Source organism: Arthrobacter sp. P1_H7, from assembly GCF_056405215.1.
This window is the reverse complement of the sequence record NZ_JBFUCO010000001.1, coordinates 126,817-149,431: the sequence shown is the minus strand read 5'-3', so window position 1 is coordinate 149,431 and position 22,615 is coordinate 126,817. Positions and strand designations below refer to the sequence as shown.

Sequence of the window (22,615 nt, the reverse complement as noted above, 5' to 3'; positions counted from 1 at the left end):
AGGGTTCCGGGCGACCTGGGACCATTGCATCAGGGCCCCTCCATACCGGAGGGGCCCTGATTCGTTAAGTGCCGTTTCGCCAGGTGCCGGTTCGGTTAAGTGCCGTGCACCCGGCTGCGGCGGCCAAAAGCAACGCGGGGTCACTTCCGGCCCATTCCTGCAGTGAGGATGGGCCCGGAGTGACCCCGCGTTGCTGAGAACTTTTGCCTGGCCTGTGACCAGTGGCGCTTAGTCCAGGTAGTCGCGCAGGACCTGTGAGCGCGACGGGTGCCGCAGCTTGGACATGGTCTTGGATTCGATCTGGCGGATGCGCTCGCGCGTCACACCGTAGACCTTGCCGATTTCGTCTAAAGTCTTCGGCTGGCCGTCGGTAAGGCCGAAGCGCATTGCGACCACGCCGGCTTCGCGCTCGGAGAGCGTGTCCAGCACCGAGTGCAGCTGTTCCTGCAGCAGGGTGAAGCTCACGGCATCCGCGGGAACCACGGCTTCGGAGTCCTCGATGAGGTCACCGAATTCGGAGTCGCCGTCCTCGCCAAGCGGGGTGTGCAGCGAGATGGGCTCGCGGCCGTACTTCTGGACCTCCACGACCTTTTCCGGGGTCATGTCGAGTTCGAGGGCCAGCTCCTCCGGGGTGGGTTCGCGGCCGAGGTCCTGCAGCATCTGGCGCTGGACGCGGGCCAGCTTGTTGATGACTTCCACCATGTGCACCGGGATGCGGATGGTGCGGGCCTGGTCGGCCATGGCGCGGGTGATCGCCTGGCGGATCCACCAGGTGGCGTACGTGGAGAATTTGAAGCCCTTGGTGTAGTCGAACTTCTCGACCGCACGGATCAGGCCCAGGTTGCCTTCCTGGATCAGGTCCAGGAACAGCATGCCGCGGCCGGTGTAGCGCTTGGCCAGCGAGACAACGAGGCGGAGGTTGGCCTCCAGCAGGTGGTTCTTGGCGCGCTTGCCGTCGTGGATGACGAATTCGAGCTCGCGCTTGAGTTTCGGATCCATGGTGCCGTCGTCGGCGGCGATCTTTTCTTCAGCGAAGAGACCGGCCTCGATCCGCAGGGCCAGGTCGACTTCCTGCTCGGCATTCAGCAGGGCGACCTTGCCGATCTGCTTCAGGTAGTCCTTGACGGGGTCGGCGGTGGCGCCGGCAGACATAACCTGCTGCACCGGGGCGTCGTCGTCGTCGGCGTCAGAGTAGACGAAGCCGGAGCCGGTGGTGGCCGCGGCCTTGCCGGCGACTTCCTCGCCTTCTACTTCGTCGCCGAGCTCGGCGGCGTCGGGCGTGATGTCGTCGAGATCCTCTTCGGCGTCGACGTCATCGTCAGACGTACTGGCAGAGTTGCCGGCGGCTTCTGCCGCGGCTTTCGCGCCGGGCTTGGGCCCGCGCTTCTTGGGCTCAGGCTTGGCGACTCCGGTTACGGTGTCGCCACCCTCTGCGGAAGCGGCGTCCTTGACAGCCTTGTTGGCTGCGCGCGTGGCGGCGCGCTTGGCGTTGGTCGCCGCCTTCTTCTCCTCAGGGGACAATTCGGCCTGGTCGGCGGGTTCCTTCTTCGCGGAAGACGGGGTCACTGAAAACCTTTCTAGCTGCGGTCTGCGGAATCACCATACGGGCAACACCACTATGACCCTGTCAAGTCCGTGTTCAACATCAGGTGCAACCACGACCAGCAGAGCCACTTAGTAGAACTGCTGGGGCGGCCTTAATGTTCCCTGTTTCCAAGGGACATTTAGGGCACTTGATACACGGACCCAACCGGGTCTCGGCAACCATTGTCTCACGGTTTTCAGGCCGGGTGCCTTTCGCGACGCCGGGTCGTCGATATCGCGGCGGCTTCGCCCGCCGCGTCAGGACCTCATGCCGCGTCCGGGGCAAACTTCTGCCAGGCCGCCTCCCGCCTGGCAGCCCAGCCGCAAAGGGCGCCGCGCCGGCCAAGCTCTGCCAGCAACTCTGCGAGCCTGTACCCCGGGTGGCCCTGCAAGGCCTGCCGGTAGAGCGCGTCGGCGTAGGAGCCCCGGCCACGGCACCATTCGATCCAGCCCCGTGCCGTCACGGCGGCTGCCGTTGGCTCCCCGTCACCAAGACCGCCGAGCCGTTCAAGGACCCGCTCGAGGCCGACCATCAGGGTCCAGTCCGGGACCGACGGCGCCAGTCCGAGCAGGACTTCCCCGTAACCGGGAACAGCCTCGGCAGCCGGCACGGCGCCAGCGGTGGGGCCGCCGCTGGCGGATGCGTCCGGCAGTGGCATCCGCGGCACGGACCTGGAACAGGAAGTGCGGCCGGACATTGGACCCGGCAGAGGGCTGGGCGTCGGTCCGGGCCGTGAGGCGGGCATGTTTCCAGGCAAGATGGCGGACCCGGGGTCCGGGTCGAACATGCCGAAGTCCTCAGCGCCGCGTTCGGCCGCGGACCGTCCGGCTGCGGTCATCACCAGCACCGCGTCCCGCCATGACGGAATGCACAGGCTGGCCCGCAGGTAGCCGGCGAGTTCCGGCGACAGCTGCAGGGACCGGCCCGCGGTCCTGGGATCGGGCGCCCCGGAGCCGGTGGCCCCGGCGTCGAGGACGGCACCCTTGGCCGCGTCACCCGGGGTGGGGACAGGAACCTGCTCCGGGCCAATGGCGGCCTGCAGGGCCATCGTCCAGACATCGAGGACCTGGTCGAATTGGGCCCGGTCCCGCCGTCGCGGGGCGAATTGCTCCGCCCAGCCGCACTCGGCAAGGCTCACCGCGGGGTCGACGGGCAGCGCCGCCGGGGTGGTCCCTTGAGCGCCGGGGACGGCGCCGACGCTGCTGCCGCGGTAGACCATCTCGGCGTTGAGCCTGCTGTTCCTGATCTGCTCGACCGGCCGGCCGGGCACCCCACAGCATTCCGGGTCGCTGCAGTGCGCGTTGCGCCAGAACTCAGTACCGATAATCCAGGCGTCCCTCACGGGCAATCCGGCGGCCTCGAGGGCAAGCTCGAGTTCCTTGAGCAGGGCCGCCCACGGATTGCCGTCTCCGGCGCTGTCAGTGTCCGTGCCAGCGTCAGCATCGGCATCAGTGAAGAGGGCCAGCAGCGAACCGTCCGCCGCGTCGTCCGCCTGCAGATAGGTCACGACATTTCGCGCGAAGCCGGCCAGCGTATCCCTGCCTGAGCCGCCTCCTAGTACAGGGAGGTCGACCCGCAAGGTGGCTCCAAGGCGTTTGCCTTGCAAGGTCATGGCCACGAGGCTGTGTTCCGGCCAGTAACCGAGGGAGTGCGGGATGAAGCTCAGGATGTCTTCGGGGCCGGTGATTTTCAGGTGATCGGGAGCTGTCATAAGCCCAGCTTCGCGGCGGCCGGGTTCCCGGCGACAGTACCGGACTGCGCTATGTGGATAAACGATCGTGAATAGGCGCATGACACACGAACGCCGGAGGGCTCCCCGCAGCACCATCCGAACCTGCCAAACGAACGGCTCAGGGCGTGCGGCGGCGCTCCGCGACCAGCCTGCGCTGCTCGGCGAGGGACTTGAGCAGGGGCGGAACCATGACTCCTTGGGCCGCCATCTGGCGCCGGACCTTCCGCCGGGTCACGATGATGGCAGCTGCTCCCCCGGCCAGCAGCAGGAACTGCACGCTCAGGGCCACGCGGAACGGATCCAGGCCATAGAGCTCCCCCTGCGAGAACCCGGTGGCATGCAGGACGTCGAGCACCAGCCCGATCAGGTAGATGGACACCAGTGCGGCGATGAAGCCGCCCACGTTGACGATCCCGGTGGCGGTGCCGAGCCGGTGGGCCGGGTTGAAGGTCCGGGCGAAGTCGAAGCCGATCATGGAGCCGGGGCCGCCGACGGCGAGGGTCACCACGAGCGCGGCCAGGAGCCAGAGTGGTGCGCGTCCCGGCACCAGCAGGACCGCTGCCCAGGCCGCGGCAGTGCATCCGGAAATGAGCAGCACCATGGTGGAGCGCCGCAGCGGATGCCTTGCAACGAATCTGCCCATCAGGGGTCCGGCGGCGATGGCGGCGGCGACGTACAGCGCCATGAGGGCCGAGACCGTGCCGCGGTCCAGCCCCTCGGCCGAAATCAGGAAAGGGTAGCCCCACGTCATGGCAAAGACCGTGCCGCTGAACTGGACGGTGAAGTGGCTCCACAGCCCGAGCCGGGTCCCGGGTTGCCGCCAGGCGTGTCCCAGCGAAATGCCGGTGGCGCGCAGCCCCTGGGACTGTGCCGGTGCGGAGTGCCCGGGCGGAAGGTCCTGGAGCAGGATCAGGACCAGCACGACGGCGAGACCGGACATCGCGGCGAGGGTCAGGAAGGCCGGAGTCCACCCCGCGGAGTGCAGGATCATGGCGAACGGCACCACGCTGAAGAGCTGGCCCAGCTGGCCGGACATGCCGGTCAGCTGCGTCAGCAGCGGGACGCGCCCCGGGGCGAACCAGAGCGGGATGAGCCGGATTACGGAGATAAACGTCATGGCGTCACCGGCGCCCACCAGGACGCGCCCCAGGACTCCGCCGGGAATGTTGTCGGCAAATGCCAGCTGAAGCTGGCCGAGTCCCATCAGGACACCGCCGCCGGCGAGCATGGCGCGGGAGCCGAACCGGTCCACCAGAATGCCCACGGGAATCTGCAGCGCCGCGTAAACCAGCAGCTGCAGCACGGTGAAGAAGGAGATCTCCGCGGCACTGGCGTGGAAGCGTTCCGTTGCCTCCAGGCCGACCACCCCGAAAGAGGTCCGCTGGCTGACCGCCACGAGATAGGCGAAGATCCCGACGATCCAGATCAGCCAGGCGCGGGGAGAGGTCACTCCCCCATTATGCCCGGTTCATGATAAATAGTATTTATTCGCCGGGTTCTTTACGGGCCAGGTACGCCTCGACGGCGGCACCGAGGGCGTCGGCGTTGGGGAGCTGGTCGTTCTCGTCTGCCAGCAGCGACCTCCGGACCGTCCCCTCGGCCTTTTCGTCATATCGGGTCTCCAGCCGCGAGACCACCTGCTGGACCTCCTCGGATGCCTCGATCTGCTCGGCAATCTGCCGGCCAACCTCGCGTCCCGCCTCCCGCAGCCGGTCGGTCGGCAACATGAGCGAGGTTGCCGCGCCCAGGTACTCGAGTCCGGCAACGGCGGCCGTGGGGTATTCGGCTTCGGCCAGGTAATGCGGCACGTGGATCACATAGCCGGCGATGTTCCGGCCGGCTTCCGTCAGCCGGAGCTCCAGGATGTGGCCCACCGCGGCCGGCACCTCCACTGTGGGCTTCCAGACAGAGATTCCCTCGATCAGCTCCGGCCGGTTGCCGTGCACGGTCACACCGACCGGCCGGGTGTGGGGAACGGGCATCGGGATCGAGTGGATCCAGGTGACGAGGTTGACGTCGAGCTCTTCGACGAGGCCGACGACGGCGCGCGCGAAGCGCTCCCATTGCAGGTCCGGCTCGAACCCCGCGAGGAGCAGGAACGGGCTGCCCAGTCCGTCGACCAGCCGGTAGAGGGCCAGGCTCGGTGCCTGGTAGTCCTGCAGGTGGTCTTCGACGAAGCTGATCTGGGGGCGCCGGGACCGGTAGTCGATCAGCTGGTCGGCGTCGAACTCGGCGATCATCTCGGCATCGAGCGTGTCCAGCAGTTCAGCGGTGATTTGCCGGACCACGTGGCCGGCGTCGGCGAAGCCGGTGAACCCCATGACGAGGTTGAGTCCGCGCAGTTCGGTGCTGGAGAACAGCGCGTCATCACGGACATAAAGCGACTGGGGATCCAGCAAAGAGCCGGAAATCCGTTCAATCACGGCGTGTTCCTTTCACGATGGCGGCGGTGGGACAAGCGGGGCGCGGTCGGGTCATCCGAGGACGGTGCCAGGCAGAACCGCCAGTCAGGCAGATCCTGCCGGCCAGTGCCATGGAGCACTCACCGCACGGCAACGCCTTTACCGGTACAACGCCCCGGCGCCCGGGCTAATTCCTGCCCGGTGTGTGCTCCAGCTCTCATTCGATTGAATGTCCGCACGGTCGAGAGACTACGATCGGTGGTGGCCCCAGGGCTTGTTTTGCTGACACCGGGTTGCGTCCCACACCGACGGCGCCCCGGGATCCGTGGCAGGGCGCCAAACATGCAGTTCCTGCCGAATATCACCGAGAACCATCACAGAGAATTGAGGACTGTCCTCGTGGTCAAGAATAGTGAAGTCAAACTTAGTGCAGTCGCGGGGGATTTGAAGAAGTCCCCCAGCGATGCCCTCGTCATCGGCGTCGGACAGGGTCCGGACGGTCCGGTCCTGCTCGAGAATCCGCTGACGGCCAAGGCCGCGGAGGCCCTGGCGGAATCACTGAGCGTTCTTGGCATCACGGGCGCGGCGGACCAGGCCCACCGGCTGCCCGGCCTGCCCGAGGCGGGCGCCACCATCCTGCTGCTCGCCGGCGTCGGCAAGCTGTCCGCGAAGCAGCCGCTCTCCGAGGAGGCGCTGCGCCGCGCCGCCGGCTCGGCCGTCCGCCAGCTGGCCGGCGTCACCACCGTCACCCTGGCCCTGCCGACGACGAACCTGGCCGAGGTCGCGGCGGTCGCCGAGGGCGCCGCGATGGGCGCCTACTCCTACACGGAGTTCCGGTCCTCGAAGGACGGGCTCAAGGATCCGGTGAAGAACGTCGTCATCCGCACCGACTTCGCCCCGGACAAGGCCCTGGCACCCGTGCTGGAGCGCGCCGCCCTGATCGGCAAGGCCGTCAACGCCACCCGCTCGCTGGTCAACCAGCCGCCGAGCCACCTGTACCCCGAAACGTTTGCCGACGCCGCCAAGGAACTGGCCAAGGGCCTGCCCGTCAAGGTGACCGTCTGGGACGAGAAGCGCCTGGAGAAGGACGGCTTCGGCGGCATCCTCGGCGTCGGCAAGGGCTCCACCCGCCAGCCGCGACTGGTCAAGGTCGAATACGCCCCCGCCAAGGCCACCGCCAAGATCGCGCTCGTGGGCAAGGGCATCACCTTTGACACGGGCGGCATCTCGCTCAAGCCGCACCTCGGCATGGGCGACATGAAATCCGACATGGCCGGCGCCGCCGTCGTGCTGAACACCGTCCTGGCCCTCGCCGAACTGGGCCTGCCGGTCAAGGCGACCGCATGGCTGTGCATCGCGGAGAACATGCCTTCCGGCGCCGCGCAGCGTCCCGCCGACGTGCTGACCATCTTCGGCGGCAAGACCGTCGAGGTCCTGAACACTGACGCCGAGGGCCGCCTGGTCATGGCCGATGGCATCGTCGCCGCCAGCCAGGAATTCCCGGACGCGATCATCGACGTCGCCACCCTCACCGGCGCCCAGCTGATTGCCCTCGGTGACCGCACCGCCGGCGTCATGGGCTCCGACTCCGTGACCGGCGCGCTCAAGGCCGCGGCAGACCGCGCCGGCGAACTCGTCTGGCCGATGCCGCTACCCGAGGAGCTGCGCCCCAGCCTGGACTCGCAGGTCGCGGACATCGCCAACATCGGCGAACGCCACGGCGGCATGATGACGGCCGCAGTGTTCCTGCGCGAGTTCGTCGGCAAGAGCAAGGACGGCGAGCAGATCCCCTGGGCGCACATTGACATCGCCGGACCGTCCTTCAACAACGGCAGCCCCTACGGTTACAACCACAAACAGGGCACCGGCAGCACCGTGCGCACCCTGGTGGCCTACGTCGAGGACATCCTCGCCAACGCCGTCTAGCGCGCACGGCAGCTTTGTGGCCGGGGCGGCGATGCCTTCCCGGCCACAAAGCCGCGTGACACTGGACACAAGCGCTCCACAAACGCCATGGCAAGGTGGAGCATGTATTACTGGTTCGCTAAGGTAAACCTTGTTTCCCAGAAGCAGAACCAAATGAAGTAGTCACCAATGAAAGGGAACCGGCCGGCCCAATCACGGCAGGCAGGTTCCAAGACCAGATGATGCGTACTCTCGTGTCATCGTTCACGCGAGGGAGCGTTTTAGTGGCCGATCAGGCAACTGCGCAAGAATTCGACATCCTGGTACTCGGCGGCGGCAGCGGCGGCTACGCCACCGCCCTCCGTGCTGTCCAGCTTGGCCTCACCGTCGGCCTCATCGAAAAGGGCAAGCTCGGCGGCACGTGCCTCCACAACGGCTGTATCCCCACCAAGGCCCTGCTGCACTCGGCAGAGCTGGCCGACCACGCCCGCGACTCGGCCAAGTACGGCGTCAACGTGACCCTTGACAGCATCGACATCACCGCTGTCAACGCTTACAAGGACGGCATCATTGCCGGCAAGTTCAAGGGCCTGCAGGGTCTGATCAAGGGCAAGAAGGGCATCACCGTCATTGAGGGTGAAGGCAAGCTTCAGGGCACCGACACCGTCGTCGTGAACGGCACCGCGTACAAGGGCAAGAACATTGTCCTCGCGACCGGCTCTTACTCCCGCACGCTGCCGGGCCTGGAAATCGGCGGCAAGGTCATCACCTCCGACGAAGCCCTCACCATGGACTACATCCCCAAGAGCGCGATCATCCTGGGCGGCGGCGTGATCGGCGTCGAGTTCGCTTCGGTCTGGAAGTCCTTTGGCGTCGACGTCACGATCGTCGAAGGCCTCCCGTCGCTGGTTCCGAACGAGGACGCCACGATCGTCAAGGCCTTTGAGCGCGCCTTCAAGAAGCGCGGCATCAAGTTCTCCACCGGAGTCTTCTTCCAGGGCGTCGAGCAGAACGACGACGGCGTGAAGGTCACCCTCGTGGACGGCAAGACCTTCGAAGCCGACCTCCTGCTCGTCGCCGTCGGCCGCGGCCCTGTCACGGCAAACCTCGGCTACGAAGAGGCCGGGATCACGATCGACCGCGGCTTCGTCATCACCAACGAGCGCCTGCACACCGGCGTCGGAAACATCTTCGCCGTCGGCGACATCGTCCCGGGCGTGCAGCTGGCCCACCGCGGCTACCAGCAGGGCATCTTCGTCGCCGAAGAGATCGCCGGCCTGAAGCCGGTCATCGTCGAAGACGTCAACATCCCCAAGGTCACCTACTCCGAGCCCGAGATCGCCACTGTCGGCTACAGCGAGAAGGCCGCCAAGGAGAAGTTCGGTGAGGACCAGATCCAGACGCAGGAATACAACCTGGCCGGCAACGGCAAGAGCTCCATCCTGGGCACGTCCGGCCTGGTCAAGCTGGTCCGCCAGAAAGACGGCCCCGTGGTCGGCGTCCACATGATCGGCGCCCGCATGGGCGAGCAGATCGGTGAAGCCCAGCTGATCGTGAACTGGGAAGCCTACCCGGAGGACGTGGCCCAGCTGGTCCACGCCCACCCCACCCAGAACGAATCCCTGGGCGAGGCGCATCTGGCGCTGGCGGGCAAGCCCCTCCACGGCTAGCAGCTCCGCCCGCACCACCGCAAGAACTCTGTGCTTGGTGCACCCGGCCGGAAATGCCGGGTGCACTAAGCTCAACCAAGGCAGCAATCATCCGCACTAAAGATCAATAAGGAGAACGGGGACGACATGTCTGAATCCGTTAACTTGCCCGCCCTCGGTGAGAGCGTCACCGAAGGAACCGTCACCCGCTGGCTCAAGCAGGTCGGTGACCGGGTAGAGGTGGACGAGCCGTTGCTCGAAGTCTCCACCGACAAAGTAGACACCGAGATCCCCTCTCCGATCGCCGGCGTGATCGAGGAAATCCTCGTCGCCGAGGACGAGACCGCTGAAGTTGGCGCCCCGCTGGTCCGCATCGGCTCCGGCGACGCCGCCCCGGCCGCCGCGGAGGCTCCGGCCGCCGCGCCCGCCGAAGAGGCCCCCGCGGAGGCACCGGCCGCCGAAGCTCCCGCCGCCCCCGCTGCCGAGGCACCGGCTGCCGCTCCCGTTTCTGCTCCCGCGGGTGAGGGACACGACGTCACGCTGCCGGCCCTGGGCGAAAGCGTCACCGAAGGCACTGTGACCCGCTGGCTGAAGAGCGTCGGCGACAGTGTAGAGGTCGACGAGCCGCTGCTCGAGGTTTCCACCGACAAGGTTGACACCGAAATCCCGTCCCCGGTTGCCGGAACCCTCCTGGAAATCCGCGTCAACGAGGACGAGACGGCCGAGGTCGGCTCCGTCCTGGCCGTCATCGGCTCCGGCGCCGCGGCACCTGCCGCACCGGCGCCCGCCGCTGCACCCGCACCGGCACCGGAAGCCCCCAAGCAGGAAGCTCCCGCCGCCCCGGCAGCAGCCCCGGCCCCGGAAGCACCCAAGCAGGAAGCCCCCGCTGCTCCCGCTGCTCCGGCTCCGGCTGCAGCCCCCGCCGCGCCGGCAGCTCCGGCACCTGCGGCAGCAGCTGCCGCACCGGCAGAGTCCGGCTACGTCACTCCGCTGGTCCGCAAGCTGGCCAACCAGCAGGGTGTCGACATCGCGGCCCTGACCGGCACCGGTGTCGGCGGCCGAATCCGCAAGCAGGATGTGCTGGCAGCTGCTGAGGCAAAGGCGGCACCGGCCGCTTCCGCGCCGGCGGCGACAGCAGCGGCCCCCGCCGCATCTGCGCCGGCCGCAGGCGCAGCATCCTCGCTGCGCGGCACCGTGCAGAAGGCCCCGCGCATCCGCCAGGTCATCGCCCGCCGCATGCGCGAGTCACTGGACATCTCCACGCAGCTGACCCAGGTCCACGAGGTCGACATGACCAAGGTGGCCAAGCTGCGCGCCAAGGCCAAGAACTCCTTCCAGGCCCAGAACGGCTCCAAGCTGACCTTCCTGCCCTTCATCGCCAAAGCTGTCGCCGAGGCCCTGAAGCAGCACCCGAAGGTCAACGCCTCGTACGACGAGGACAAGCAGGAGATCACCTACCACAACGCCGAGCACCTGGCGATTGCGGTGGACACCGACAAGGGCCTGCTGGTTCCGGTCATCTCGGACGCCGGCAACCTGAACCTGGCCGGCCTGGCCGGCAAGATCGCCGACGTCGCCGACCGCACACGCAACGGCAAGATCGGCCCGGACGAGCTCTCCGGCGGCACCTTCAGCATCACCAACATCGGTTCAGTGGGCGCCCTGTTCGACACCCCGATCATCAACCAGCCGCAGGTTGCCATCCTCGGTACCGGCGCGATCGTCAAGCGGGCCGTGGTGGTCGCCGACGAGAACGGCGATGACTCGCTGGCCATCCGTTCGATGATGTACCTCTCCCTGACGTACGATCACCGTCTGGTCGACGGCGCCGACGCGGGACGCTTCCTGCAGACGCTGAAGGCACGCCTTGAGGAAGGCGCCTTCGAAGCTGACCTCGGCCTCTAAGGTCTAAGAGCACACCAACGGCGGCGGCGGKGCGGGCTCCGGTGGGAAACCACCGGGTGCCCGTGCCGCCGCCGTTTTTGCTGTTCCTTCCCGGCGCCCGCGGCGGGTCCTACTACGGTGCGTAGAAGACTCTGGCTACACTGATGCCATGAACATCGTCTATAACGTCATGGTCTTCCTGCACATCATCGGCGCCGCCATGATTGTCGGCATCTGGATCGGCCAGATGAAGAAGCCCACCGTCCACCCGCGCCAGTTCGACGGCGCGATGCTGCAGCTGATCACGGGCATCATCATGATGGGACTCATCCCGGCCCTGGACATGAACGCCAACTACGCCAAGCTCGGCGTCAAGCTCGTCATCGCCCTGATCGTCGGCGTGCTGGCCTTCATTGGCCGCCGCAAGTACAAGAAGGGCGAGCCGATCAGCAAGGGCCTCGCCAACAGCGTTGGCGGCCTGGCACTGCTCAACGTTGCGATCGCGACGCTGTGGCAGTAACCGGCTGACTGCACCGGCCATGACGGCGCCGCTCCCCCGCCGGGGTGCGGCGCCGCCGTCGTTAAGCCGCCGTCGTAAAGGCCGCCGCCGTTAGTCTGGCTTCGTTAGGCCGGACTGTCACTCGCCGGCGATGCAGAATTCGTTGCCCTCGGGATCCTGCATGACATCCCAGTGGAAGTCGCCAATGTCATTGCCCTCCACGAACCCGGCACCGAGGGACTCGGCGCGGGCACGCAACGCCGCAGGGTCCGGCCCATGGATGTCCAGGTGCAGGCGTCGCCTGCCGCCCGTGGGTTCCTGGACCTGTTGGAAGGCCAACTGCGGGGCTCCGGGGCCGGCGGGCTCCAGCCAGACGAACTGTTCGAAGCGCGACGAGACCGCCGTGCCCAACAGCTCAGCCCAGAACTGCGCCAGGCCCTCGGCGTCGACGGCGTTGACCATTATCGTGGCGATGCGGGCAGGCGTCGGCGCAGGCGCTTGCGCATCTTCGGTAATTTCCATGACGCCACTGTACGGACAACCGCTGTCAGGACAACACTGTGCACGGGTCACAATCCACTGACAGCGGAACCCCTGTGCGGCGGGCGCACGGAATCCCTAGGATTGATCACGGCAGGCTCCGGCATCTCGCCGGACCCCTGATTCACAACGACGTCGAGGAGTGGACATGGCAACAACACGCACCGCACACACAGTATGGAATGGCGACCTGATGACAGGCGCCGGCAACACCACCCTGGACAGCTCCGGGCTGGGCAACTTCGACGTCACCTGGAAGGCGCGCGCCGAGGCCGCCGAGGGCAAGACCAGCCCCGAGGAGCTCATTGCGGCAGCACACTCCGCGTGCTTCTCCATGGCGTTCAGCAACGGCCTGGCCCAGGCCGGCTTCACGGCCGAGGAGATCAACACCAAGGCCGACGTGACGTTCCAGCCCGGCACCGGGATCACCGGCAGCCACCTCACCGTCGCCGCGCGGGTCCCCGGCATTTCCGCAGACGACTTCCAGCGGCTGGCCGGGGAAGCCAAGGTCGGCTGCCCCGTCTCCGCCGCCCTGACCGGCATCGAGATCACCCTCGACGCCACCCTGGCCTCCTAGCTCCTGACCCGCCAACGGCGAAGGCCCCCGTTCCCTGCTGGTCAGGGAACGGGGGCCTTCGCACTTTAGCGGTGTGCGCCCGGCAGGCGCAGCGGCCTAGCTGACGGGCCGGCGTGCAGGCAGCGGTGCGGGCCGGACCCGGCGGTAACCCTCGCGCAGCGGCGGACGGTCCGTGGGCAGTTCCTGGATCATTTCCTTCAGCGCCCCGATTCCATACTCCAGCTGCGGGTCGGTTCCGGCGGCGTAGGCGTGCGGCGGGAAGGTCACCTCAATATCCGGGGTGACACCGAAGTTTTCCACGCCCCAGCCAACGCCACCGGCGAACCAGGTGGCGTAGCGCGGCTGGGTGACGCCGGTGCCGTCGGCCAGCGCGAAGCGGTTGTCGATCCCGACGACGCCGCCCCAGGTGCGGGTGCCAATGACGGGCCCGATCCCCCGCAGCTTGGAGACCTGCGTGATGATGTCGCCATCGGAGCCGGCGAACTCATCAGTGAGGATGATGACCGGTCCGCGGGGAGCGTGGTGCGGGTACGTCCGCGGCTTTTCCCCGCGCGGCATGCTCCAGCCGGTGACCTTTCGCCCGATGAGCTCGGCCACGAGCTGGGAGGTGTGTCCGCCGCGGTTCCGCCGGACATCGACGATCAGGCCGTCCAGGGCCGTTTCGGTGTCGAGGTCGCGGTGCAGCTGGGCCCAGCCGTTGGCCATCATGTCCGGGATGTGCAGGTAGCCGAACGTCCCGTTCGAGGCTTCCCGGACGGTCCGCCGGTTGCCGGAGACCCATTCCTGGTAGCGCAGGCGCTCCTCGTCCTTGACCGGGACCACGGCCACGCGGCGCTGGGCGCCCGCGGCCGCACCATGGCCGGCGCCGTTGCGCAGGGTGAGTTCCACGGCGCGGCCGGCCGCTCCGACGAGCTGCACTGCCGGGGTCCGCGTTTGTGTCAGCTCGACGCCGTCGATGGCCAGCAGGACGTCGCCCGGTTTGGCGTCGGCGCCGGGCCGGGTCAGCGGCGAAGTGGCCATCGGGTCAGAGGACTCCCCCGCGAGGATGCGGGTGATTTCCCATCCCTCGCCGGTGAACTCCAGATCCGCGCCGAGGCGGCCCTGCGGGCTGCTGCCGTTCTCGACAGCGGCCATGGGGCGGACGTACGCGTGGGACGTGCCGAGCTCGCCGTGCAGCTCCCACAGCAGGTCCACAAGGTCGTCATGGGAGCCGAGGCGCTCGACCACCGGACGATAGCGGGCATGGACGGACTCCCAGTCCTGGCCGGCCATGTCCTCAGTCCAGAAGAAGTCACGCTGGAGCCGCCATGCCTCGTCAAAGGCCTGGCCCCACACACTGAGCGGGTCCAGCTGCACCCGGATGCGGCCAAGATCCACCTTGACCAGCTGGCCGGAGTCCTCGTCGGCCTTGGCGGCGGCCGGCGCAACGCGGATCTGCTTGTCCTGGATGAATACGATCTTTTCGCCGTCGCCGGAGAGCCGGTAGCTGTCCAGGGCCTCAACGATCGTGGCTGTGCGGCGCTTGGCCAAGTCGTAGCGGACCAGGCTCGGCGCCGCACCCTTGTCCTCAAGGCTGGCCCGGCCCTCACCGGTGGTGCCGGCGAGCTCGCTGTCCAGCCAGAGCAGGGCGCCGGCGACGGCGGTGAGTACGGCGTAGTTACCTTGCGGCACCGGGACCCCGATGACGCGGTGGGCCAGGCCCTCGGCGTCGACCCGCACGGACGGCACGGTTTTGGCTGCTGACTGCGGCCCGGGCGCAGCACCTGCCGTTCCGGCGGCGCCTGCCGCAGCAGCGGCGGCGTCGTCAGCGGAGAGCTGGAGGTCGATGCTCGGACCGAACGGCGACGGTGTGTCGGCGGCGAGGGCAACGAGGTACGGCTTGATCGGGCTCGGGAAGGACAGATCGAAGGAGTGGCCGTCGTAGACCGGATCGAAACTGCGGTTGGAGAGGAAGGCGAGGTATTTGCCATCCGGGGTGAACGACGGTGACTCGTCGCGGAACCGGCCGTCGGTGACATCAATGATCGCCGTGCCGGTGCCGCCGTCGATGCGGGTGATCCGGAGCCGGCTGCGGGACCCGAAGGACGTGACCGGCTCGGACCAGCCGAGCCACGCGGAGTCCGGGGACCACGTGAATCCCTCGATGCTGCCCTCGCCGATGCTGCTCAGCTGGGATATGGTGCCCGCGCGTGTGTCGGCAAGGTAGATATCACCGAAGGCGGTGCCGACAGCCAGCCAGCGCCCGTCCGGGCTGGCTTCGATGGCGCTGGCCCGGCTGGGCTTGGGGAAGTCGATCCGCGTCAGCTCATCGGAGGCAGGCGCTGCCTCCACGGCGGTGCCCGCACCGGCCCGGTCGGGCTGGGAGCCGGAGATGGAGCCGGATGCGTCTGCAGCAGCCGCGGCCGGGCCCGCCGTGACCGGGCTGGATACGGAGCCGCCGGCAGCGGCGGGGGTTGATCCTGCGCCAGTCAGCGCGGCGGCGGACACCGGCTTCGGCAACTGTATGCCGGCGTCTTCGGAGGTAGCGTTGGACTGGGCAGCGGGCTCGACAGGGGCCTGCGCGGCGGCCTGCGGAGCCTTCGATGTTGCCGCAACCGCGCGGGCCAGAGGCGCCGCAATGGCTTTCAGGTACAGGGCCTCGACGCCGTCGTGGTCGGCGACATAGGCGATCCGGCCCTCGCCAAAGGGCCGCGGCAACCGTGCCCGCACGCCCGGTGTGGCTTCGAGGACGCGGGAAGGGCCGTCCTTGTGCCGCAGCCAGTGGACGGTTCCGTGGGATTCGACGGCGCTGGACGCGCCCGTGCGGTCCGGTACGACGTCGCCAAGGTGCTTCGAGGGCTTCAGCGGGGCGGGGCGGCGCGCTTGCGAGGCGGAGCCGAGCACAATGTCGAGCTTCACGGCCTCGGCGTCGAGGCTGGGAAGCAGCCAGAGCTCGCCGGCCGATTCGAAGATGACGCGTTCGCCGTCGGTGGCGGCGTGGCGGACGTAGAAGTCCTCGTGGTCCGTGTGGCGCCGCAGGTCGCTGCCGTTGGGCAGCACGGAGTAGAGGTTTCCGTAGCCCTCGTGGTCGGACAGGAACGCGATCCGACCCTTGACCCACAGGGGGTCCGTGAGGTTTCCGTCCAGCGCGGCGGCGAGCCGGACGAATTCACCGTTTCCGTCAGCGTCGATCCACAGCTTGCCGGCGGCGCCGCCGCGGTAGCGCTTCCACCAGGCGGGCTCACGCGACAGGACGCTGGCGAGCACCACGGGGCGTTCGTCGCCGACGACGGGGCCATAGGCCACGGACTCGACGGGGCCGAACGGGAGTTCCTGCGCCCAGCCGCCGGTCACGGGGAGGCTGTAGGCGTGGGTGTGACGGCTGTCTGACTGGCGGAACGCGCTGGTGACCAGGACGTCGCCGTCGGGCGTGAAGCCCTTGACCCGGGTGGAAGGGTGGCCGAAGTAGCTCAGCTGGCTGTAGCCGCCGCCGTCGACGTTGGCAGTGACGACTTCCGGGGCAGTCCCCTGCACGACGGTCCAGACAAGGCGCTTGCCGTCGGGGGTGAAGCGGGGGTTGCGGGCCGGCAATTGCAGGGAGGACACGCGCCAGGCGCGGCCCCCGCCCACGGGTGCAATCCAGACGTCGTCCTCGGCCACAAAAGTGACCAGATCGCCGTGCAGATGCGGGAAACGGAAGTAACTCGAGGGGGTCATCGTTCGATCATAGCGACAACGGCCCTTACGGCCCGGGAGGTTTCGCGGCCGTGCCGGGCATGGTGAGATGGATCATGCGAATCCTCATTGCCGGGGCCTCCGGGCTGATCGGAACGGCCCTTTCGGGCGCACTGCGCAGCGAAGGGCACGACGTCGTCGCACTGGTCAGGCGTGCCCCCGCGTCCCCAGCCGAGTTCCAGTGGAACCCGGCCGCCGGCCGGATCGACGACACCGCGCTGAAGGGCGCGGACGCGGTGGTCAACCTCTCCGGCGCAGGAATCGGCGACCGGCCCTGGACCAGGGCACGGGTCAATGAACTCAGCGCCTCCCGGCTGGGGGCTACCCGGACCCTGGCCGCCGCCATGGCGCGGACCGACTCGCCGCCCGCGGTGTTCCTGAGCCAGTCGGCCTCCGGTTACTACGGCAACGCCGGTGCCGCGGTGCTGCGCGAGAACGCGCCGGCCGGCACCGGCACCCTGTCCCGGATCTGCGTCGACTGGGAGGCCGCGGCGCATGAGGCACCTGCCGGGGTCCGGGTGGTCACGCCCCGCACCGGCGTCGTCCTGAGCCGTTCCGGCGGCGCACTGGGCCGGTTGTTGCCGCTGCTGCGCCTCGGCGTCGGCGGCCCGCTGGGCAATGGCCTGCAGTTCTGGCCGTGGATCACTTTGCCCGATGTGGCCGCCGCCTTTTCCTTCCTTCTCTCCGCGCCCGTGTCCGGACCGGTCAACGTCTGCGCCCCCGAAGCCGCCGACGTGAATTCCCTGATCGCGCAGCTGGCCACGGCCCTGCACCGGCCGGCGGCGTTGCGGGTTCCCGCCCCGGTGCTGCGGCTGGTGATGGGCGATCTCGCCGAGGAACTGCTGCTCGCGAGCCAGCGGCTGGAGCCGGCCGTCCTGGCGGAGAACAGCTTCGCCTGGCAGCACCCGTCACTCGCCGGGGCCGCCGCCTGGGTGGCAGGGCGCGGCTAGCTGTTCAACGCCGCGTACTTCTGGAGGAAGAGGGCCAGGGACTCGGCCAGGGCCCTGATCTCCCCCGGATCGACGCTCTCGTTCGGTGCATGGATCAGGGCGAGCGGCTCCTCGACGCCGAGCAGGATGATCTCCGCGTCCGGGTAGGTGTCGGCGAAGACGTTGCAGAGCGGGATCGATCCCCCTTGCCCCAGGGTTGTCATCGGCCTGCCGTAGGCCTGCGACATCGCGGCGCTCATGGCTTCAAAGGCCGGGCCGCCGACTGCCGCTTGGAATGGCGACCCGATGGCCTCGAGATCCACCGCGACGTGGACATCCCAAGGCGCGGCAGCCCTGAGGTGGCTGACCAACGCCGTGTGGGCGTCGGCGGCAGCCGTTCCCGGCGGCACGCGCAGGTTCAGGCGGGCCGAGGCCCGCGGCACGATCGCCGCCGTCGAGCCCGTTACGGCCGGGCAGTCGATGCCGAGCACGGTGACGGCGGGCCGCGCCCAGAGCATGTCGGACACGCTGCCGTCCCCCAGCAAGGAGACTCCCTCAAGCACACCGGCGTCGGTGCGGAACTGCTCTGGCGGATAGGGCGCGCCGGTCCAGGTCTGGGCGTTGTCCAATCCCGGGATCGTCGTGTTTCCTTGCCGGTCCCGCAGTGATGCCAGCATGGAGATCAGTGCGGCGAGCGCGTCGGGGGCCGCGCCGCCAAACATGCCGGAGTGAAGCTCTGACGCCATCGTTTCCACCGTCACCACGACATTGACCATCCCCCGCAGGGTCACGGTCGCGGCGGGGTGGCCCACCGCGGCGTTGCCGGTGTCGCACACCAGGATGGTGTCGGCACGGAGCAGATCAGGGTGGCTCGCGACGAATGCCTCGAGCCCACCGGTGCCCTGTTCCTCCGACCCCTCGACCACCAGCTTCAGGTTCACCGGTACGTTGTTGCCGAGAGCCCTCAGTGCGAGCAGGTGGGCAAGGATGTTTCCCTTGCAGTCGGCGGCGCCCCGGCCATACCAGCGCCCGTCCACTTCAGTGAGCTCGAAGGGCGGGGTCCGCCATGCGGAGTCATCGAGGGGTGGCTGGACGTCGTAGTGCGCGTAGAGCAGCACGGTGGGCGCATTCGGATCGGGTCCCGGCCTGGAGCCGACCACCGCGTCGGAGCTGTCCGGGGTCCGTTCGAGGTGCACGTCGGAAAATCCGAGCCCTGCGAACTTGTCCAGCACCCACTGGGCAGCCTTGGCACATTCCTCGGCGGGGAACTGCCGCGCATCCGCCACCGACCGGATGGCCACGAACTCGGCGAGCTCCTCCCGTGCCGGATGCATCAGATCGGTGATGCGGGCGCGCAGGTCCACGGCTCACGCACCACCTGTGTGGTACGTCTTGAGGTTGTCGATGAACTCCTGGAACTCAGCGAGCTGGTCCGGGCAGTAGACCTTGATGATCGCGAGTTGGCCTACGGCGATCCGGGCGTTTGCGATTACCGGCCTGTATCCAGGCCCGGTCGCCCCGTTCGTCAGCTGGCTCAGGAACGTGGCCCGGCTCAGCGCGCCGTTCGGGTTCGCGCAAACCGCGCCGCCGTCGTCACCGAGCACCCGGGCTATCTGCTCGCGCGAGGGTGCCGTCCCGCCGGCTGATTCGATCGCCGCTATCAGTTGATCTGCCTTCGCCAGGGATTGTTGGGTCTCCCTCGCTGACCTGAACGACAGCAGAGCGACGACGGCGAACACCACGAGCAGGATCATGGCAACGATGTATACGACCGAGCGGCTGCGCTTGGTAGAGGACTCCTGATGCGTGCTCATGACGTAGGTTCCTCCGTCTGCGCTTCTTGGGCGGGCAGCTTCCACGAGGGCTTGCGGAACTTGTAAAAGAGGAATGGCACGAGCAGGCCCAGTCCCAGTGCGCCGCCGGCGACGATCAGGAAATAGACGGCCGGATCGCCGTTGCCGAACTGCGACGGCGGGACGAACCCGACGAGTAGGGCGGCCAGGGAGGCGGTAAATCCAACCCCGCAGAGTCCGACCAACATCGGCGCCCGGAAGCCGCGCGCGTGGTCCGGGTCGTTGCGGCGGAGCCGGACCGCGGCCACGAACATCAGCAGGTACATGATCAGGTAGACCTGTGTGGTGATCACCGAGAAAATCCAGTACGCGCTGGAGACATCCGGGATCAGCGCGTAGCCGAGCGCGATCACGGTGGTGACGAGGCCCTGGACGACCAGGAGGTTCTGCTGGACGCCGTTCTTGTTCAGCTTTTGCAGGAAGGGCGGGAGGTAACCTTCCTCCCGTGAGATCAGCAGCAGGCCCTTGGACGGACCGGCCAGCCAGGTGAGCATGCCGCCGAGGGCGGCGGCGACCAGCATGATGCCGAGGATCGGCGTCAGCGCCTGCAGGTTGAAGGAGGCCAGCACCGCGTCGAAGGCCTGCATGACACCGGCGGTGAGGGAGAGTTCATCGGCCGGGACGATCCAGCTGATCGCCAGCGCCGGCAGGATGAAGATGAGCAGTACGAGCCCCATGGCCAGGAACATCGACTTCGGGTACTCCTTGCCCGGGTTCTTCAGGGAGGACACGTGCACCGCGTTCATCTCCATGCCGCTGTAGGACAGGAAGTTGTTCACGATCAGCACCAGGCTGGCCAGGCCCGCCCACTCGGGGAAGAAGTTCGCCGCGGTCATCGGAGCGGCCGACGGATTGCCCTGGCCGAGGTAGACGGCGCCCAGGATCACGAGGAGGGCGCCCGGGATCAGGGTGCCAATGATCAGGCCACCGCTGGCGAGGCCTGCTACGCCCTTAGTGCCGCGGGATGAGACATACACGCCGGACCAGTAGGCGACCACGATCACCAGAGCCGTCCACACGCCGTTGCTGGCCAGCGCCGGGTTGATGACGTAGGCGAGCGTGCTCGCGACGAATCCCAACAGGGTCGGATAATAGAAGATCGTCATCGCGAACTGGCACCACACCGCCAGGAAGCCCATCGGTTTGGAAATTCCGGACGATACCCAGTTGTAGATGCCACCCTTCCAACCGGACGCCAGTTCAGCGGACACGAGGGACGTGGGCAGCAGGAAGACGATCGCGGGAACCACGTAGAGGAAGACTGAAGCGAGGCCGTAGACGGCCATGGTCGGGGCCGCGCGGAGACTGGCCACCGAACTCGTGGTCATCAGCGCCAAGGCCAGCCAGGAGATCCACACGGCCGGAGGTGCCTTTGGCCGGGTCACTGCCTGTTCACTCACGTAAGCCACACCCTCAGGTGCCCCGTGGTCTGCGCCACGGGCCAGGCGGAGCTAAACCGCCTGGGGCGAGTAGTCGACGGTTTGAACATGCCCACTGCCCCCTTATCACACAAAGTGCTCGATGCCTACAGCTTGGCCCCTAGAACTTGCAGGGAATAGTTCCCAACTCCTCTGTTCGCCGGGTCACCGGGGTGCTAATTTGCATGACCTCGGTTGCTTTTCCAGGGCAGGTCGGTGACCGGGGCCAGGATGACCACCGGGCGGCACCCTAGCCGGCTTCGCGCCCCGGGGGCAGAACGTCCTGGATCCGCCAACGCCCGTCGACGGGCACCAGGACAAGGTGAAGCTGCTGCGCGGAGCCTGCGGGTACTTCAGCCACTGTGGCGCCGTTCCCATCGACCTCCCGGTACGCGCACGGCTCAGTGGTGATGGCCACCACGGCCCGGGCGGCGTTGCTGTCCGCGGTGGTTTCGATCCGGGACAGGGAGGTCGAGAATCCGGCCAGGACATGGCCGGAGGCGCTGAGCTGGGTCCTGATCCGGCCGTCGGAGGCGGCGGCCGCTGACTCCGGGGCGTTGACGGCATCGAGCAGGCTGAAGTCGCCGGAGCTCAGTGCCAGCGAACGGAGCCGGGCCAGGCCGCGGACTGCCTCCACCGGGTCGGCTGAGGCCAGGAGTGCCTCAAGATCGGGAAGGATGGCGGTGGCCCCGCCGTCGGCGGCGGAGGGCAGCGGTTCGCCGGCCGGACCCTCCGACGGGGCCGCCGGTCTCTCGGGGCCCACGGGACTTCCTGCCTGCCCCGGCACATCGTGGCCCGGCACGAACCCTGGAAACAGCCCGGCGACGGCGCCGGAGGCCAGCCCGCCGCCGGCCAGCAGCCAGGTGCCGGCGAGCAGGATTGCAGCTGCGAGACCGGGAAGCAGGGCCCGCCGCGCGGGGGTTCGGCGGAGCCCGCGGTGGAGTCCGGCCCGGACAGTGCCTGGCCGCCGGCCCGGGCCGGGGTGCACGGCCTTGCGTGTGAGCAGTTGGGGGATGACCGTGGGGTGCACGGAGACCGACAGGTCGACGGGCTCCGCCCGGGCGCTGCGGTAAACCATTGCGGCAAATTCCGCCGCCGCGGGACGCTGCCGCCGCTCCCCACCCAGGCCCGCCTCGAGGGCCGCCACCAACGTTGCCGGCACCTCCGGCGCGAGCAGGCTCAGCGGTGGACGTTGCGCCCCCGGCTCCGGAGCCCGCCCGGTGAGGCAATACCAGCCCAGGGCTGCCAGGGAGTAGATGTCGCGCTCGGGCTGGAGCCCGGCCCGCACAGCGTCCACGGGGGCGGGATCCCGGAATCCTGCCGTGCCGGCCTCTGAGACAGGAGCGGCGTCGGCCACCATGCGCCCGACGCCGAGATCGGCCAGCAACGGTTTTCCCTCGGCGGTAAAGAGTACGTTGCCGGGGGCCACGTCACCATGGGTGAAGCCTTGGCCGTGAAGGTATGCCAGGGCCTGCGCGATGGGTGTCAGGACCGTCACCGTTTCTCCCGGGCCCAGGCGTCCCCGGCTCCCCACGAGCGTCGCCACTGAGCCGCCGGGCGCGTAGTCCAGCACAAGCCCGAGGCTGCCGCCGCCGGACTCGTGAGCCGGCAGGCGCACCACGGCGTGCGCGCGGACCAGATGGCTGTGTTCCAGGGCGGAGAGGATCCGGACTTCGCGCCGCATGACGTCCTCCGCCTCGGATTGCTCTGGTGCGGTGCGGCCTGCATCGAAGCATTTCAGGGCGAATTCCCGGCCCGTGGACCTTTCGGTGGCGAGCCAGACCGTGGCGCTGCCGCCGCGCCCCAACAGGCGTCCGACGTCGTAACCGGGAAACTCGGGGACCGCACCGGCGGCCGGCGGGAAATCTTCCATACCCAAGGAATAGTCGATTGCGCGGAATCGTGCAGAAGTTATCCACAGGCATGAG

The 22,615-nt window shown here is 68.1% G+C and carries 16 protein-coding genes; 6 read left to right on the top strand and 10 right to left on the bottom strand.

The features are described from left to right. Positions 1 to 228 precede the first annotated feature (228 nt). The 4 genes from AC1DXI_RS00670 to AC1DXI_RS00655 all read right to left on the bottom strand — a co-directional run bounded on the left by AC1DXI_RS00670 (position 229) and on the right by AC1DXI_RS00655 (position 5,740). Entirely contained in the window at positions 229 to 1,566 is a 1,338-nt protein-coding gene (locus AC1DXI_RS00670; protein WP_018772396.1) for an RNA polymerase sigma factor, read from the bottom strand. A 284-nt stretch (positions 1,567 to 1,850) separates the two neighbouring features. Beyond that, positions 1,851 to 3,296 (bottom strand): DUF4192 family protein, encoded by a 1,446-nt coding sequence (locus AC1DXI_RS00665; protein WP_476937018.1) that lies wholly within the window; start codon positions 3,294 to 3,296, stop codon positions 1,851 to 1,853. A gap of 139 nt (positions 3,297 to 3,435) precedes the next feature. Then, entirely contained in the window at positions 3,436 to 4,767 is a 1,332-nt protein-coding gene (locus AC1DXI_RS00660; RefSeq protein ID WP_018772394.1) for an MFS transporter, read from the bottom strand. Between the two features lie 34 nt (positions 4,768 to 4,801). Then, a complete protein-coding gene (locus tag AC1DXI_RS00655) occupies positions 4,802 to 5,740 on the bottom strand; it encodes a proteasome assembly chaperone family protein (RefSeq protein ID WP_018772393.1) in 939 nt (312 codons plus the stop codon). Positions 5,741 to 6,118: 378 nt separating this feature from the next. On the opposite strand from AC1DXI_RS00655, the gene AC1DXI_RS00650 reads away from it, so the two are divergent. The 4 genes from AC1DXI_RS00650 (at position 6,119) to AC1DXI_RS00635 (ending at position 11,677) form a co-directional block, all read left to right on the top strand. After that, a complete protein-coding gene (locus tag AC1DXI_RS00650; protein WP_476937017.1) occupies positions 6,119 to 7,645 on the top strand; it encodes a leucyl aminopeptidase in 1,527 nt (508 codons plus the stop codon). Positions 7,646 to 7,908: 263 nt separating this feature from the next. Beyond that, on the top strand, positions 7,909 to 9,294 hold the full coding sequence (gene lpdA / locus AC1DXI_RS00645) for a dihydrolipoyl dehydrogenase (protein ID WP_018772391.1): 1,386 nt from the start codon (positions 7,909 to 7,911) through the stop codon (positions 9,292 to 9,294). 126 nt (positions 9,295 to 9,420) lie between these two features. Further along, positions 9,421 to 11,178, top strand: a complete 1,758-nt coding sequence (gene sucB / locus AC1DXI_RS00640) for a 2-oxoglutarate dehydrogenase, E2 component, dihydrolipoamide succinyltransferase (RefSeq protein WP_476937016.1) — start codon at positions 9,421 to 9,423, stop codon at positions 11,176 to 11,178. A gap of 148 nt (positions 11,179 to 11,326) precedes the next feature. Beyond that, positions 11,327 to 11,677, top strand: coding sequence for a hypothetical protein (locus tag AC1DXI_RS00635; protein ID WP_018772389.1), 351 nt, complete (start codon positions 11,327 to 11,329; stop codon positions 11,675 to 11,677). A 117-nt stretch (positions 11,678 to 11,794) separates the two neighbouring features. On the opposite strand, the gene AC1DXI_RS00630 is transcribed toward AC1DXI_RS00635, so the two are convergent. Then, complete coding sequence (locus AC1DXI_RS00630; RefSeq protein ID WP_476937015.1) at positions 11,795 to 12,178, bottom strand: VOC family protein; 384 nt, start codon at positions 12,176 to 12,178, stop codon at positions 11,795 to 11,797. Between the two features lie 166 nt (positions 12,179 to 12,344). Between AC1DXI_RS00630 and AC1DXI_RS00625 the strand changes: the two genes are divergently transcribed. Further along, a complete protein-coding gene (locus tag AC1DXI_RS00625; protein WP_090581955.1) occupies positions 12,345 to 12,773 on the top strand; it encodes an OsmC family protein in 429 nt (142 codons plus the stop codon). Positions 12,774 to 12,869: 96 nt separating this feature from the next. On the opposite strand, the gene AC1DXI_RS00620 is transcribed toward AC1DXI_RS00625, so the two are convergent. Further along, a complete protein-coding gene (locus tag AC1DXI_RS00620) occupies positions 12,870 to 16,469 on the bottom strand; it encodes a S41 family peptidase (RefSeq protein WP_476937014.1) in 3,600 nt (1,199 codons plus the stop codon). 74 nt (positions 16,470 to 16,543) lie between these two features. Here AC1DXI_RS00620 and AC1DXI_RS00615 point away from each other — a divergent pair, with 74 nt between their 5' ends. Beyond that, positions 16,544 to 17,437: a TIGR01777 family oxidoreductase gene (locus tag AC1DXI_RS00615; RefSeq protein WP_476937013.1), complete on the top strand. Its 894-nt coding sequence runs from the start codon at positions 16,544 to 16,546 to the stop codon at positions 17,435 to 17,437. Here AC1DXI_RS00615 and AC1DXI_RS00610 read toward each other — a convergent pair. From AC1DXI_RS00610 to AC1DXI_RS00595, 4 genes are all read right to left on the bottom strand, one after another. After that, on the bottom strand, positions 17,434 to 18,780 hold the full coding sequence (locus tag AC1DXI_RS00610; RefSeq protein WP_476937012.1) for a M20/M25/M40 family metallo-hydrolase: 1,347 nt from the start codon (positions 18,778 to 18,780) through the stop codon (positions 17,434 to 17,436). The genes AC1DXI_RS00615 and AC1DXI_RS00610 overlap by 4 nt on opposite strands. 3 nt (positions 18,781 to 18,783) lie before the next feature. Continuing rightward, the gene (locus AC1DXI_RS00605; protein WP_476937011.1) at positions 18,784 to 19,230 is read right to left on the bottom strand and encodes a hypothetical protein; all 447 of its coding nucleotides are present in this window, start codon (positions 19,228 to 19,230) and stop codon (positions 18,784 to 18,786) included. Further along, positions 19,227 to 20,669, bottom strand: a complete 1,443-nt coding sequence (gene gadC, locus AC1DXI_RS00600; protein WP_476937010.1) for a glutamate/gamma-aminobutyrate antiporter GadC — start codon at positions 20,667 to 20,669, stop codon at positions 19,227 to 19,229. The genes AC1DXI_RS00605 and gadC overlap by 4 nt, the downstream gene beginning before the upstream one ends. A gap of 268 nt (positions 20,670 to 20,937) precedes the next feature. Next, positions 20,938 to 22,560, bottom strand: a complete 1,623-nt coding sequence (locus AC1DXI_RS00595; protein WP_476937009.1) for a serine/threonine protein kinase — start codon at positions 22,558 to 22,560, stop codon at positions 20,938 to 20,940. Positions 22,561 to 22,615 lie beyond the last annotated feature (55 nt).